Source organism: Pseudoalteromonas sp. P1-11, assembly GCF_001399995.1.
Lineage (GTDB): Bacteria > Pseudomonadota > Gammaproteobacteria > Enterobacterales > Alteromonadaceae > Pseudoalteromonas > Pseudoalteromonas atlantica.
This window is the reverse complement of sequence record NZ_LJSP01000002.1, coordinates 2501-17433: the sequence shown is the minus strand read 5'-3', so window position 1 is coordinate 17433 and position 14933 is coordinate 2501. Positions and strand designations below refer to the sequence as shown.

Genomic DNA, 14933 nt, shown 5'->3' with positions numbered 1-14933 from the left:
ATTAGTTTCCTTTTTTAGAGTATTGCTGCTCAACTTTTTGCGTTATTTCGTCGCTCAGTCTAAGCGCTCTTAGCAACGTAAACACGTTTTCTTCGTGATTATAATTAAAGTTAACTTGTTGCTGCTCTGGCTCATTAAAGCCTTGTAAGTTAACACCTAAGTTTAACCAGCCATCACTTTTAAGCGCTACTGTACTATTAAGTTTTTGTATATCAAGGTTTTTGAGCAACCCAAGCACAGGTTGTAACTCTTGTTGCTGGCGCATAACAGCGTCAAATGCTTCGTTATTACTAATAATAAGCTTCCCTTGGCCTTGATTGGCTAGGCTGCCATTTTTTACCTCAACCCCTGTGTCATCAAAATAAAACGGCAACGACCCTTTTAGCCTACCTGTTAGGGTAATACCCGACTTATCGTCAAGCGTTATTAATTTACTGGCATCAACATTTTCAAACGTAACATTAGCTGTTTGCTGCTGCTTTAAAAGTGTGTATTTATCTAAAGAAAATTTACCACCAAAAATATCGCCTTCAACATCAAAGGCCTGCGCGCTATTATTAACCACTTTAATATTACCAGTGATACTTTTAACTACAGCGCCTGCACGTAATTCATTAAGATTAAAGGTAGTAGGGGCAACATTAAGCTGCCCTGAATCGTACTGCCCACCTAGCTGCATACTAAATTGATTAGCTAAGTAGTCGTTATACAGTGCACTGGTATCAGTCATCGTTAAAGTAAAATTTGCTTTTTGTAAATTCACATCACCACTTATACGCCCACCCAATTTTCCTTGGGTTAGGTGAGCTAACGGCTCAAATTGGCTAACGATTGAATTTAACGAAAGCACACTTTGCTGCGGTATAATCACTTCAAACGGATGCGCTACCTTTGAAACATGATGATTGGCCACCAGCTCAACACCATTTACAAATACATGATGAGACGCTTTAAGCGCGCGACTTTGCAGCCCAGTTGACGTTACGTTTATAGTATTTAAACCGATATTTGGACTAGTGAGTGTATTTATTTGGGTGTTTGCATTTAAGTGAGCAAATAACTCACCCACACCTAAGTTTGCTCTTGCATTAAGGGTGTTATTAATACCGGTGAGTTTATACTCGTTGTATTGCACGCTTTTAAGCTTACTTTTAAGCGTTACTTTTGCATCGAGCTTTTCATTCATACTTGCTTCAAGGTTACCTGTGTAGCCGTTAAGAGCGCTGCCATAAGCAGCTGCGCTATCAACGCTTAACTCAATACGTGCGTTACCTTCGGGCTTAAAGTCAATAAGTTGAGTAACTGCAAAGTCCCCTTTAGCTTTAATATTGTTAGCCTCAGCCGGTAAAAATTCAGGCAAAGCGGTAAGCGCAATATCATAATTACCGCTTAATTGAGCGTTTTTAAGCTGCGTACTTAGCGTTATAGCCTCTATTTCATCTGTATGTAGTTGTGCTTTTAGCTGTGTGCGGGCGCTTTGTAACGGTGCTGCAGTATTTATAAACGTATCTGTAAGCGTTATATCTATATTTTGCTTGGCTTGCTCTGCACTTTTGAGCGTTATTAACGGTAAGGTTAGGTTGTTATGTGCAAAGTTAATTGGTTTAGCTAAAGCCCATTGCCAATTAAGTGGAAGCTGCTTTACAGCAAATGACTTGTAGGCACTTTCAGGAATAAGAGATTGGCAGTTATTACTAAGTTTTACATTGTTTTTAAGCTTGCTTGGGTCAAGCTCAAGGTTTTGGCTATTTAAATTATAGGTAGCACTTAGCACACCTTTGGAGCTGTTTGTTATATCGCAGCTTTGTATTTTATAGTCATACTGGGCTTGTAAATCACCAGTAAGGCTTGCCTCTACTCCGTTAAAGCTAAATGCCTGCGCTGCATTAAAGCTAAGTCCACTTAATAACTCATTATCTGTTTTAAGTAGTTGCTTCAATAATCCATCATTAACTTTAAGCTGCCCTTGTACCTTATTATTGTAAAGCGTTGCGCTTGCGTTTAAATCACCATTGACTACAAACTGGTTAAGCGTGGGCTCGGTGATATTTAGCATTAGCGGACGCTTTAAAAGCGCACTGTGTATAGTTAAATGCTCAACTGTAATTGTTGGCCTTTTTTCAGGAAGCGCTAAATCTAAAATTGTGGCAGCAGTGCTTGTTTTACTACTTTGAGGAAATGGATTTACATTAAGTACTGCGTGTTTAACTTTAACATGCTTGGTATTAGCAGTAATTCCCGTAAGAGCAAGCTCTTGATTTTGGTAACTTAAACAGGCTTTTTGTACGTGCACATTTAACTTACTCGTAAGCGAAAAATCTAAGCAGCTTAAGGTAACACCTGCTTTTTCAAGCTCAGGCGCTACAGCCCATTGTAATAGTGGCAAACGAAATACATAGCCAAGCAAAATTATACTTAGCAATACAGCACCCATAATTAAACCAACGCGCTTTAACATACTGTCCTTATAAGCTTTTATTTATACTTTACAAACTATCGTAATTTTAAATCTACGCAATCAAAAAAGGCTGCACAGTGCAGCCTTTTTTATTTTACAGCTAGATTATGAATCTAACTTGTATATGTCGTTTTTAACCTACATTTTTACGTGCGTTGCGGAACATACGCATCCATGGGCTATCCTCTTTCCACTCATCTGGGTGCCACGAGTTAGCAACAGCGCGGAATACACGCTCAGGGTGCGGCATCATTACAGTGGCACGGCCATCAGTAGAGGTAATACCGGTAATACCCTCTGGTGAACCATTCGGGTTAGCCGGATATTGCGTTGTCGGGTTACCATAGTTATCTACAAATTTAACCGCAACAGTGCCGCTTTCAAGCGCAGCTTTAGTGGCGGCATCGTTTGCAAATTCTGCATGGCCTTCACCATGAGATACAGCAATTGGCATACGCGACCCAGCCATTCCATTAAAGAATACAGACGGGTTTTCTTGTATTTCAACTAAGCTAAAGCGTGCCTCAAAACGCTCTGACTTATTTGTTACAAAACGTGGCCAATGCTCAGTACCCGGAATTAACTCTTTCAATGTTGATAACATTTGACAACCATTACACACACCTAAGCTAAAGGTGTCTTCACGGTGGAAGAAGTTTTGGAACTGATCGCGTGCCATATCGTTAAACAATATAGACTTAGCCCAGCCTTCACCGGCGCCTAATACGTCACCATAAGAGAAACCACCACATGCCACTAAGCCTTTAAATTGCTCAAGGGTTAAACGCCCTTCGAGGATATCGCTCATGTGTACATCAACAGCGGCAAAACCAGCACGGTTAAACGCAGCAGCCATTTCTAAATGCGAGTTAACGCCTTGCTCACGTAAAATAGCCATTTGCGGCTTAGCGCCCGTTGCAATGTACGGTGCGGCTATATCTTCGTTTAAGTCAAAGTTAAGTTTTACGTTTAAGCCTGGATCTTTTGCATCAAACTTGGCATCAAACTCTTGCTTAGCACAATCAGGGTTATCACGACGTGCTTGCATTTGGTACGTTGTTTCGGCCCAAATAGTACGTAATTCAGTACGAGTATGATTAAGTACAGTTTGCTCACCGCGGTTAAATACAATGCTATCGTCGCTATTAAGCGAGCCAATCACGTGGCTAATTGCAGCAACACCGTGTTGCTCAAATACAGCATTTACGGCATCTAAATCGCTGTTAGCAACTTGGATTACCGCGCCAAGCTCTTCGTTATAAAGTGCTTCTAGATCTGTCCCGGTTAAACCAGCTAAATCAACAGTCACACCGGTGTGCCCAGCAAACGCCATTTCAGTTACCGTAGTAAATAAACCACCGTCTGAGCGGTCATGATAGGCAAGTAGCTTGCTATCAGCGACAAGTGCTTGCATGGCATTGTAAAAGCCTTTAAGTAGCTCAGGGCTGTCCACATCTGGAGTAACATCACCAAGCTGCTTGTAAACCTGTGCAAGGCTTGATGCGCCCAGTCGGTTTTTACCCGCGCCTAAGTCAACTAAAATAAGTGATGTATCGCCTTTATCAGTACGTAACTGCGGAGTCACTGTTTTACGCACGTCGTCAACACGACCAAAGGCAGTAATAATAAGTGATAACGGAGAAGTAACTGATTGCTCAGCACTATCATCCTCGTTTTTCCATGTCGTTTTCATCGACATAGAATCCTTACCCACAGGTATAGTTAAACCAAGCGCAGGACAAAGCTCTTCGCCTACCGCTTTTACAGCTTCGTAAAGGCCGGCGTCTTCACCAGGGTGACCTGCTGCAGCCATCCAGTTAGCCGATAGCTTAATGTTCTCTAGGCTACCAATGTTGGCACAGGCAATATTGGTTAGTGACTCTGCCACGGCTAAACGCGCCGATGCACCATAATTTAATAGTGCTGCCGGCGTGCGCTCACCCAGTGACATAGCTTCACCGTGGTATGTGTCGTACGTTGCTGCGGTAACTGCACAGTTAGCCAGAGGTACTTGCCAAGGGCCCACCATTTGATCCCGTGCTACTAAACCGGTAACCGAGCGATCGCCAATGGTAATTAAGAATGTTTTTTCTGCAATGGTAGGTAAGCGCAGTAAACGCTGAGCAGCCTCGGCTATATCAATCGACTCTGCATCAATTGCCTTGCCGGTAACTTGCTTTGAAGTTACATCGCGATGCATTTTAGGTGCTTTACCTAATAATACATCAAGTGGCAAATCAACAGGGCTGTTATCAAAGTGGCTGTCGGCAACAGTTAAGTGGCGCTCTTCTGTGGCTTCACCTATTACTGCGTACTGCGCACGTTCGCGCTTACAAATGGCTTCAAAGCGATCAAAGTCTTCAACAGCAACAGCCAGTACATAACGTTCTTGCGATTCGTTACACCAAATTTCGTGTGGGGCCATGCCCGGCTCATCGTTAGGAATATCACGTAGTTGGAATTTACCACCACGGCCACCATCATCTACAAGCTCAGGAAACGCATTAGATAAACCACCGGCGCCTACATCGTGTATAAACGCAATTGGGTTTTCATCCCCTAGTTGCCAACACTTATCGATCACTTCTTGGCAACGGCGTTCCATTTCTGGGTTTTCACGCTGTACAGAAGCAAAATCTAAATCTTCGTTTGATTGGCCCGATGCCATGCTTGATGCTGCACCGCCGCCTAAACCAATGTTCATTGCAGGGCCACCTAGTGCAATAAGTTTTGCACCGACTGGAATATCCCCTTTTTGAACATGATCAGCACGAATATTACCTAAACCACCGGCAAGCATAATAGGCTTGTGGTAACCACGCACCTCTTCACCATTGTGACTTGTTACTTTTTCTTCGTAGGTACGAAAGTAACCTAATAAGTTAGGACGTCCAAACTCATTATTAAATGCCGCGCCGCCTAAAGGGCCGTCCATCATAATATCAAGCGCGTTTACGATACGATTAGGCTTGCCAAAGTCGCTTTCCCACGGTTGCTCGTAACCCGGAATACGTAAGTTAGAAACAGTAAAACCAACTAAACCCGCTTTTGGCTTAGAGCCGCGGCCTGTTGCACCTTCATCGCGAATTTCACCACCTGAGCCTGTAGCCGCACCTGAAAATGGTGCTATAGCTGTTGGGTGGTTATGAGTTTCTACCTTCATTAAAATTTCTATGTCTTCTTGATGATACGCATATTCACCTTGCGCATTCGGGAAGAAACGACCCGCTTTTGAGCCCTTCATTACTGCTGCGTTATCTTTGTACGCCGACAGCACATTTTCAGGATTGTGCTCAAATGTATTTTTGATCATTTTAAACAGCGATTTAGGCTGCTCAATACCATCAATTGTCCAATCAGCATTAAATATTTTATGACGGCAATGCTCAGAGTTTGCTTGCGCAAACATAAATAACTCTATGTCGTTAGGGTTACGGCCTAACTTTTTAAAGTTTTCTACTAAGTAGTCTATCTCGTCATCAGCAAGCGCAAAACCTTGTTCAACGTTTGCCGCAGCCAATGCTTCACGCCCGCCACCTAAAATGTCAACTGATGACATTTCGCGAGGTGAGTCATTGCGGAATAATTGCGCTGCAGAAGCAAGTTCGCTATGCGTTGCCTCAGTCATACGGTCGTGTAATAACGCCGTTACTTGAGCAAGCTGATCTGCACTTAGTTCACCTTCTACGTAATAAGCAATACCACGCTCAACACGGTGAACCTGTTTAAGGCCACAGTTATGCGCTATGTCGGTTGCTTTAGATGCCCATGGTGAAATGGTGCCAGGGCGAGGGGTAACTAAAATAAGTGTGCCAGCTGGGGTATGCTCGGCAATAGTTGGACCGTAAGTAAGTAGTTTTTCAAGCTTAGTTTGCTCATCAACACTCAAAGGCGAGGTTAAATCGGCAAAATGTGCATACTCGGCATATACATTGGTGACTGGAAGTTGCGATAGTTTGCAACGCGCTAAAATTTTATTAACTCTGAACTCTGAAAGTGCTGGTGCACCACGAAGGATCAACATAGATAATTTCATCCGGGGTTAGGGATTGAACGATATTTTAGGCGGGCATTATAGTCTATGTAGCACCGAGTTTTAACTCCAAATTGCGCTTTTCAGAAAATTAACTTTTTATTTATATAAACAGCAGCAAAATTACCAATAAAAGCTAAACGCTAAGTGACGCCATAGTGAAGTTTTGGTATAACGGGGTATGAGCTTTATGGGGCGGTTAATGTTGAAAGAAAAGCTAATAATTATCATCACTTTAGTTATGTTGTTGTGTGCGTGTAACATGCAGGAGCAACAAACTCAACTTGCCCAAATTAAAGCACAAAATAAAATACGTGTAGGTACCCTTGCCAGTGCCAGTAACTACTATCAAGCCGTGCAAGGCGAGCAAGGTTTTGAATACGAGCTATCTCAAGCTTTTGCCGACTACCTAGGTGTTGAACTAGAAATAGTACCGTTTTTTAATTTATCCGATATGTTTGAGCGCCTTGAAAGCGGCGATTTAGACTTAATAGCCTCAGGACTTACCTACAACAAAGTACGTGCACAGCAATATCGCTATGGCCCCACTTACAGAACAATTAGCCAAAAGTTGGTTTATAAACAAGGTCGAGTTCGCCCACGTGAATTTGACGACCTTGATGGAAACTTTACAGTTATAGCCAAAAGTAGCCACTCTTTAACCTTACAAAAAATAAAAAAGAGTAACCCAGATTTAACTTGGCAAGAAACTGAAGAGCTCGATGAAGAGGAGCTTTTACAAGCCGTTATCGATGGCGAAATAGATTACACCCTCGCCGACTCACACACGCTTTCGCTGTTTAGACGTTACCACCCAAATTTAAGTATTGGCTTTTCAGTTACCCGAAATGACCCCATAGCTTGGATCCTTAATAAATCAAAAGATGATTCGCTTTATGCACTGCTAGTGCCCTTTTTTGGCGACGTAAAACAAAGTAACCAGCTGTATGTGCTCGAAGAAAAGTACTTTGGGCACGTACGTCAGTTTAACTACGTTAATACGCTTGCATACATAGAGGCTATAAAAGAAACACTCCCCACTTACAGGCCTTGGTTTGAGCAATATGCAGGTAGCCTTGACTGGCGCTTACTTGCTGCGCTTAGCTACCAAGAATCTATGTGGAACCCTCGCGCTAAATCGCCTACAGGTGTGAGAGGCATTATGATGCTGACACGCAGTACCGCTAAACAAGTGGGCGTAACAAATAGGTTAGAGCCAGAGCAAAACATCCGTGGCGGAGCTAAATACTTAGCTAAGCTCGTTAAACGCATCCCCGATAGAATCCCGCAGCCTGATAGAACTTGGCTTGCACTGGCAGCCTATAATGTAGGTTGGGGGCACGTTAACGACGCGCGCATTATTACCGAACAACAAGGGGCGAGCCCTGATAAATGGGCCGATGTTAAAAAGCGCTTACCATTTTTAATCAAAAAACGTTATTACCGTAAAACCCGTTACGGCTATGCGCGTGGCGATGTTGCGGTAAAATATGTTGATAACATTCGCAGGTATTACGATGCACTTGTATGGCTTGATGAAAATAATGCCCTCGCGCCAGAACCTGAATCAGAACCTGAAGCACCTAAAGTTGAAAAAGCAGCTCAACCAAGCAAAAAGCCTGTAAACAACGATAAAGCCGAACCTACCCCTTCGCTTTCACCTGAAGAAAAAAGTAAGCAAGGTGAAAATAGCACGCAGCAGTCTCAGTAAAGCGTTTATATTTACGTTTTTAAATGGGCTGCTCAGGCCTGTGAAACATTAAAATGTGGGCATTAAATGCTTATTTTGTCATCTTACCAGGCGCTAATTTCCCCTTCTGGCCTAACCACTGTAGTAACTAAATTAAAAATCTGTTTACTTGTCATGAAATGATCACTAATGTGTGTTTATAGTATATTTACCTGATTTTTAATATATATCTTGTGCCTTTCTCACTCTCACGCATTAGGAGAACACATGCTAAAACGTAGACGCACGCAAAAACTAAAACGCAATATTATTCATTCAACAGCCACCAGACGTCGTATTATGCTACGTAACTTACATAAAAAAATTATTTGGCGTCGTCGTATGTTTGCTATGCAGCAAATGATAGAAGTAGATTCAAATAAGGTTAACTAGTCACTAATTTGGCGAGCTGCTTTTTTAGCCGCTTTAATTTGTTCTCGGCGTTGTTTAAAAAACGCCGAAATAGTACTACCACAGGTTTGACCAAGCACCCCACCTAATACCTCTACCTGATGGTTCAGCCTCGGCTCTTGCAATAAGTTCATAATAGACCCAGCCGAGCCTGTTTTAGCATCTGGCGCACCGTACACGAGGCGCTTTATTCTGCTATGCACTAACAGCCCCGCACACATAGAGCATGGCTCTAACGTAACGTACAAAGTGCAATCAATTAAACGGTAATTATTTAAAGCTCTCCCTCCTTCACGCACTGCAATCATTTCGGCGTGCGCAGAGGGGTCGTTATCAGTAATTGAACGATTATAACCCGCTGCAATAAGCGTGTTATCTTTCACAAGGACAGCTCCTACCGGAATTTCGCCCAATTGCTGCGCCTTATTGGCATAAACTAATGCCTGCTCCATCCAATACTCATCGCTTTTAAGATCGTTCATAGTGCTTACTTTAAATAAATTTTCTTTCGGTATTATATCAACTTGCCTGTTTAAAATGCGTAATTGATTAAATTATTGCAAAAATAAAACAAAATAATGTGGTTTATCGTGGCTCATAGAGTGTGATTTACGCTATAATCTCACGCTTTTTTTATTTAGCTCACAACACAGGTAGCAAATGAAATTTCCTGGACGCCGCAGACATAAACATTATTTTCCAGTGGAGGCTAAAGATCCACTTACTAATCAGCTAAACGCAACTGAGCGATTACAACGTAGCTACATTACGGGTATCGATCAGATCGTTGTTGATATTGAAGCCAAAGTCGATCAGGCTTTTTTAGACGAGTTTCAACTTCGCCGAGGAATGTCGCAAGTTATTGATAGCGATATTACTAACGCACTTTACGACCGTTTAAAACTAAACGACATGGTTGATTACGAATTTGCCGGTGGCACCATTGGTAACACAATGCATAACTACTCTGTACTAGCAGATGACCGTTCAGTATTGCTCGGTGTTATGAGTGAAAACATAAAAATTGGCAGCTATGCCTATCGCTTTTTATGTAACACATCAAGCCGCGTTGATTTAGACTATTTACAACCAGTAGATGGCCCTATTGGCCGTTGTTTTACCTTAATTGATGAAACAGGCGAGCGTACATTCGCAATTAGCGCCGGTTTAATGAATCACTTAAAGCCTGAGTCTATCGATAAACACTTAATTGAGCAGTCATCAGCACTTGTGATCAGCGCCTACCTAATGCGTACACAGGGTGATGAAACAATGACTGAAGCGACCATGCAAGCAGTTAAATACGCTAACGATGCAGGTGTACCGGTAGTTTTAACACTCGGCACTAAGTTTTTAATTGAGCAAGATCCAACCTGGTGGGCTAACTTTGTAAACGAGCATGTCGATATACTTGCCATGAACGAAGAAGAAGGGCTAGCAATTACTGGCTTTGAAGACCCGTTATTAGCCGCAGACAAAGCACTTGACTGGGTAGACTTAGTTATTTGTACCGCTGGCGAAAAAGGCTTATTTATGGCAGGTTACGTTGATGAAAGCTTTAAACGTGCAACCGAGTACCCACTATTACCAGGTGCCATTGCCGATTTTAATCGCTATGAATTTTCTCGTGCAATGAAAAAATCCGATTGCGAAAACCCGATAAAAGCGTATAGCCATACGGCGCCATTCATGGGTGGGCCTGATTCAATCAAAAACACCAATGGTGCTGGCGATTGTGCGTTGGCTGCCGTGTTACACGATTTATCAGCAAACGTTTATCATAAGTTAAATGTCGCTAACTCAGCAAAACACGAACAAAAGGCCATTACCTACTCTTCTCTTGCACAAATTAGTAAGTACGCTAACCGCGCAAGTTACGAGGTATTAGTACAGCACTCTCCACGTTTATCACGTGGGTTACCAGAGCGCGAAGACTGCCTAGAGCAAGTGTACTGGGATCAATAAATAGGGAGCTTTACGTGCTCCCTATTGCGGTATTTTAGAAAATCGAAATATCGAGCTTTTTAGATAGCAGCTCTAATGCTGCTATCCCCGCCACCGAGTTACCAAATTCATTAAGCCCTGGTGAATATACTGCCACTGTAAACTTACCCGGTAATACCGCTAATATAGTGCCTGACACACCCGACTTACCCGGCATACCCACTCTGTAGCCAAAGTCACCTGCCGCATCATATAAGCCGCTGGTGAATAAAATCGAATTTAATTGTTTATTCTGGCGACTACTCAAAACTCGCTTACCCGAGCTGTAATCAACCCCTTTATTCGCTAAAAAGTTATACGCTCTAGCTAGCTCAATACAGTTAAGCTCAATCGCACAAAAATTGAAGTAAGACCAAAGTACGTCATCGACGTCATTCTCAAAATTACCAAACGACTTCATTAAATGCGCCATTGCCGCATTTCTATGCCTAAACTCATACTCAGAATTGGCCACTTTTTTATCAATCACTATTGCACTATTACCTGCCAGTAACCTAAACGTTTCGAGCATTGAGTGGCGAGGTGCGGATAATCGACTGTACAAAGCATCACACGTCACAATCGCGCCAGCATTAATGAAAGGATTACGTGGCACGCCTTTTTCGAACTCTAACTGCGTAAGAGAATTAAACGCGGTACCAGAGGGCTCTTTACCTACCCGATGCCATAGCTCGTCGCCATAGCGCTGTAGCGCCATTGTAAGTGTCATTACTTTAGAAACTGACTGAATAGTAAAACGTTTTGAGCAATCCCCCGCACAAATGGTTTCGCCATCAGTGGTATAAATAGCAATAGAAAACTGCTCGCTAGAAACCTCAGCAAGTGCAGGTATATAATCCGCAACTTTACCTTGTGATAACAAAGGGCGCACTTCGTGTGCTATTTCATCTAGTACAGTTTGGTAGTCAGCAGTGGGCAATTGACACCTCTATTTTGGCATTTATAAAAATTTGATTTTAACACGCACAACTTCTGCACGCCTAGCTATGTTACATGAATAAAATAGCAGATAAGCATGAACTTAATGTTTATTTTCAAAGTGATATTTTCTATATCAAAGCAATACTAATCCGCAATAAGCCTTAATCATTTTACCGGGCTATAAAAAACTGATTACACTCAGCACGATGTGCGCCTTGACTTTGCCTATAATGGCTTAGCTTTCTATAAGGATATGAATGTTATGGCTCAAAGGATTTACAAGGGCGGGCATTACAAAGACTGAGTTAGCATGAGATCTTGGCTTTTTATTAAACTCCAGACAGCAAAAAACCCGTTACATCGCTGTAACGCGTTTCTTTAATTTGAATCCTGGTAATGTCGTAGTACCCACAGCGGTGGAGAGTCAAATAGCAAATGGAATATTATCATTGCGTCGGGAGTCGCTACGCTCGCCCGACCTACATTCTAGNCAGCGGTAGAGAGTCACATAGCAAATGCGACATTATCATTGCGTCGGGAGTCGCTACGCTCGCCCGACCTACATTCTAGAAGTAGATGAGTGTGCATTAATTGTACGTATTTAACTTTTCTTCAGACGTAAAAAAGCCCGGCTCTTTCGAGTCGGGCTTTCTCGTATTTGAATCCTGGCAATGTCCTACTTTCACATAGCAAATGCTACACTATCATCGGCGCTGTTTCGTTTCACTACTGAGTTCGGCATGGGGTCAGGTGGGTCCAAAACGCTATGGTTACCAAGCAAATTAGGTGTCAGTCCGTTTTCACGTACCAACTAAATCTGGAAAATATCTGATAATATTTTTTAAGTCTAAGTATCTATCTACTTTAGCTATTAACTTCTGTCGCTTGTTTCTGTCACAAAACGCGTTTGGCGTTGTATGGTTAAGCCTCACGGGTAATTAGTACAAGTTAGCTTAATGGCTCACACCACTTCCACATCTTGCCTATCAACGTTGTAGTCTTCAACGGCCCTTCAGAGACTTTAAAAGTCTAGTGAGAAATCATCTCGAGGCCTGCTTCGCGCTTAGATGCTTTCAGCGCTTATCAGTTCCGAACGTAGCTACCGGGCAATGCCATTGGCATGACAACCCGAACACCAGCGGTTCGTTCACTCCGGTCCTCTCGTACTAGGAGCAACCCCTCTCAATTCTCAAACGCCCACGGCAGATAGGGACCGAACTGTCTCACGACGTTCTAAACCCAGCTCGCGTACCACTTTAAATGGCGAACAGCCATACCCTTGGGACCGACTTCAGCCCCAGGATGTGATGAGCCGACATCGAGGTGCCAAACACCGCCGTCGATATGAACTCTTGGGCGGTATCAGCCTGTTATCCCCGGAGTACCTTTTATCCGTTGAGCGATGGCCCTTCCATTCAGAACCACCGGATCACTATGACCTACTTTCGTACCTGCTCGACGTGTCTGTCTCGCAGTTAAGCTGGCTTCTACCATTACACTAACCGTACGATGTCCGACCGTACTTAGCCAACCTTCGTGCTCCTCCGTTACTCTTTGGGAGGAGACCGCCCCAGTCAAACTACCCACCAGGCACTGTCCGTAACCCCGATTCAGGGGCCAACGTTAGAACATCAAAACTACAAGGGTGGTATTTCAAGGACGACTCCACAACAACTAGCGTCGCTGCTTCAAAGTCTCCCACCTATCCTACACATGTAGGTTCAATGTTCAGTGCCAAGCTGTAGTAAAGGTTCACGGGGTCTTTCCGTCTAGCCGCGGGTACACAGCATCTTCACTGCGATTTCAATTTCACTGAGTCTCGGGTGGAGACAGCGTGGCCATGGTTACACCATTCGTGCAGGTCGGAACTTACCCGACAAGGAATTTCGCTACCTTAGGACCGTTATAGTTACGGCCGCCGTTTACCGGGGCTTCGATCAAGAGCTTCGTCCGAAAACTAACCCCATCAATTAACCTTCCGGCACCGGGCAGGTGTCACACCGTATACGTCATCTTGCGATTTTGCACAGTGCTGTGTTTTTAATAAACAGTCCCAGCCACCTGGTCACTGCGGCTCCCGTCCGCTTAGAGAGCAAGTCTCATCACAGATAGGAGCGTACCTTCTCCCGAAGTTACGGTACGATTTTGCCTAGTTCCTTCACCCGAGTTCTCTCAAGCGCCTTAGTATTCTCTACCTGACCACCTGTGTCGGTTTGGGGTACGATTCGGTATAATCTGAAGCTTAGAGGCTTTTCCTGGAAGTATGGCATCAGCAACTTCACACCCTTGGGTGCTCGTCTCGTGTCTCAGCCTAACAGCAACCCGGATTTACCTAAGTCACTAGCCTACTCACTTTCACATGGACAACCATCGCCATGCTTGCTTAGCCTTCTCCGTCCCCCCATCGCAATTATACCAAGTACGGAAATATTAATCCGTTTCCCATCGACTACGCCTTTCGGCCTCGCCTTAGGGGTCGACTTACCCTACCCTGATTAACATGGGATAGGAACCCTTGGTCTTCCGGCGTGCGGGTTTTTCACCCGCATTATCGTTACTCATGTCAGCATTCGCACTTCTGATACGTCCAGCATACCTCCCGGTACACCTTCAACCGCTTACAGAACGCTCCCCTACCACTCATCCTAAGATGAATCCGCAGCTTCGGTGCATAGTTTAGCCCCGTTACATCTTCCGCGCAGACCGACTCGACCAGTGAGCTATTACGCTTTCTTTAAAGGATGGCTGCTTCTAAGCCAACCTCCTGGCTGTCTGGGCCTTTCCACATCGTTTCCCACTTAACTATGACTTTGGGACCTTAGCTGGCGGTCTGGGTTGTTTCCCTCTTCACGACGGACGTTAGCACCCGCCGTGTGTCTCCCGGATATTACTTTACGGTATTCGGAGTTTGCAAAGGGTTGGTAAGTCGGGATGACCCCCTAGCCTTAACAGTGCTCTACCCCCGTAAGTATTCGTCCGAGGCTCTACCTAAATAGATTTCGGGGAGAACCAGCTATCTCCCGGTTTGATTAGCCTTTCACTCCTAGCCACAGGTCATCCCCTAACTTTTCAACGTTAGTGGGTTCGGTCCTCCAGTTGATGTTACTCAACCTTCAACCTGCCCATGGCTAGATCACCGGGTTTCGGGTCTATACCTTGCAACTATTCGCCCAGTTAAGACTCGGTTTCCCTACGGCTACCCTAATCGGTTAACCTCGCTACAAAATATAAGTCGCTGACCCATTATACAAAAGGTACGCAGTCACCTAACAAGTAGGCTCCTACTGCTTGTACGTACACGGTTTCAGGTTCTATTTCACTCCCCTCACAGGGGTTCTTTTCGCCTTTCCCTCACGGTACTGGTTCACTATCGGTCA

7 protein-coding genes and 2 rRNA genes (1 of these 9 cut by a window edge) are annotated in these 14933 nt (G+C 43.9%); 3 read left to right on the top strand and 6 right to left on the bottom strand.

What is annotated here, in order from left to right; all coding sequences use genetic code 11:
• Window position 1: 1 nt before the first annotated feature.
• Window positions 2–2458 carry a YdbH domain-containing protein gene (locus AN390_RS02735; protein ID WP_055252910.1) on the bottom strand — a complete coding sequence of 819 codons (2457 nt, stop codon included), beginning with the start codon at window positions 2456–2458 and terminating at the stop codon, window positions 2–4.
• A gap of 133 nt (window positions 2459–2591) precedes the next feature.
• A complete protein-coding gene (gene purL, locus AN390_RS02730; RefSeq protein WP_055253180.1) occupies window positions 2592–6482 on the bottom strand; it encodes a phosphoribosylformylglycinamidine synthase in 3891 nt (1296 codons plus the stop codon).
• A 211-nt stretch (window positions 6483–6693) separates the two neighbouring features.
• On the opposite strand from purL, the gene mltF reads away from it, so the two are divergent.
• Together mltF and AN390_RS19770 are read left to right on the top strand one after the other, a co-directional pair.
• Complete coding sequence (mltF, locus tag AN390_RS02725; protein WP_055252909.1) at window positions 6694–8202, top strand: membrane-bound lytic murein transglycosylase MltF; 1509 nt, start codon at window positions 6694–6696, stop codon at window positions 8200–8202.
• A 246-nt stretch (window positions 8203–8448) separates the two neighbouring features.
• The gene (locus AN390_RS19770) at window positions 8449–8613 is read left to right on the top strand and encodes a hypothetical protein (protein WP_164488074.1); all 165 of its coding nucleotides are present in this window, start codon (window positions 8449–8451) and stop codon (window positions 8611–8613) included.
• Here the strand turns inward: AN390_RS19770 and tadA are convergent.
• Entirely contained in the window at window positions 8610–9113 is a 504-nt protein-coding gene (gene tadA / locus AN390_RS02720) for a tRNA adenosine(34) deaminase TadA (protein ID WP_004588577.1), read from the bottom strand. The two genes, AN390_RS19770 and tadA, sit on opposite strands and share 4 nt — an antisense overlap.
• A 178-nt stretch (window positions 9114–9291) precedes the next feature.
• Between tadA and AN390_RS02715 the strand changes: the two genes are divergently transcribed.
• Window positions 9292–10596, top strand: a complete 1305-nt coding sequence (locus AN390_RS02715; RefSeq protein ID WP_004588578.1) for an inosine/guanosine kinase — start codon at window positions 9292–9294, stop codon at window positions 10594–10596.
• A gap of 34 nt (window positions 10597–10630) precedes the next feature.
• Here AN390_RS02715 and glsB read toward each other — a convergent pair whose 3' ends face one another.
• From glsB to AN390_RS02700, 3 genes are all read right to left on the bottom strand, one after another.
• Window positions 10631–11554 carry a glutaminase B gene (gene glsB / locus AN390_RS02710; protein WP_004588579.1) on the bottom strand — a complete coding sequence of 308 codons (924 nt, stop codon included), beginning with the start codon at window positions 11552–11554 and terminating at the stop codon, window positions 10631–10633.
• 665 nt (window positions 11555–12219) lie between these two features.
• Window positions 12220–12334: ribosomal RNA gene (gene rrf / locus AN390_RS02705) — 5S ribosomal RNA — on the bottom strand.
• 139 nt (window positions 12335–12473) lie between these two features.
• Window positions 12474–14933 (bottom strand): 23S ribosomal RNA (locus tag AN390_RS02700) (it continues 427 nt past the right edge of the window).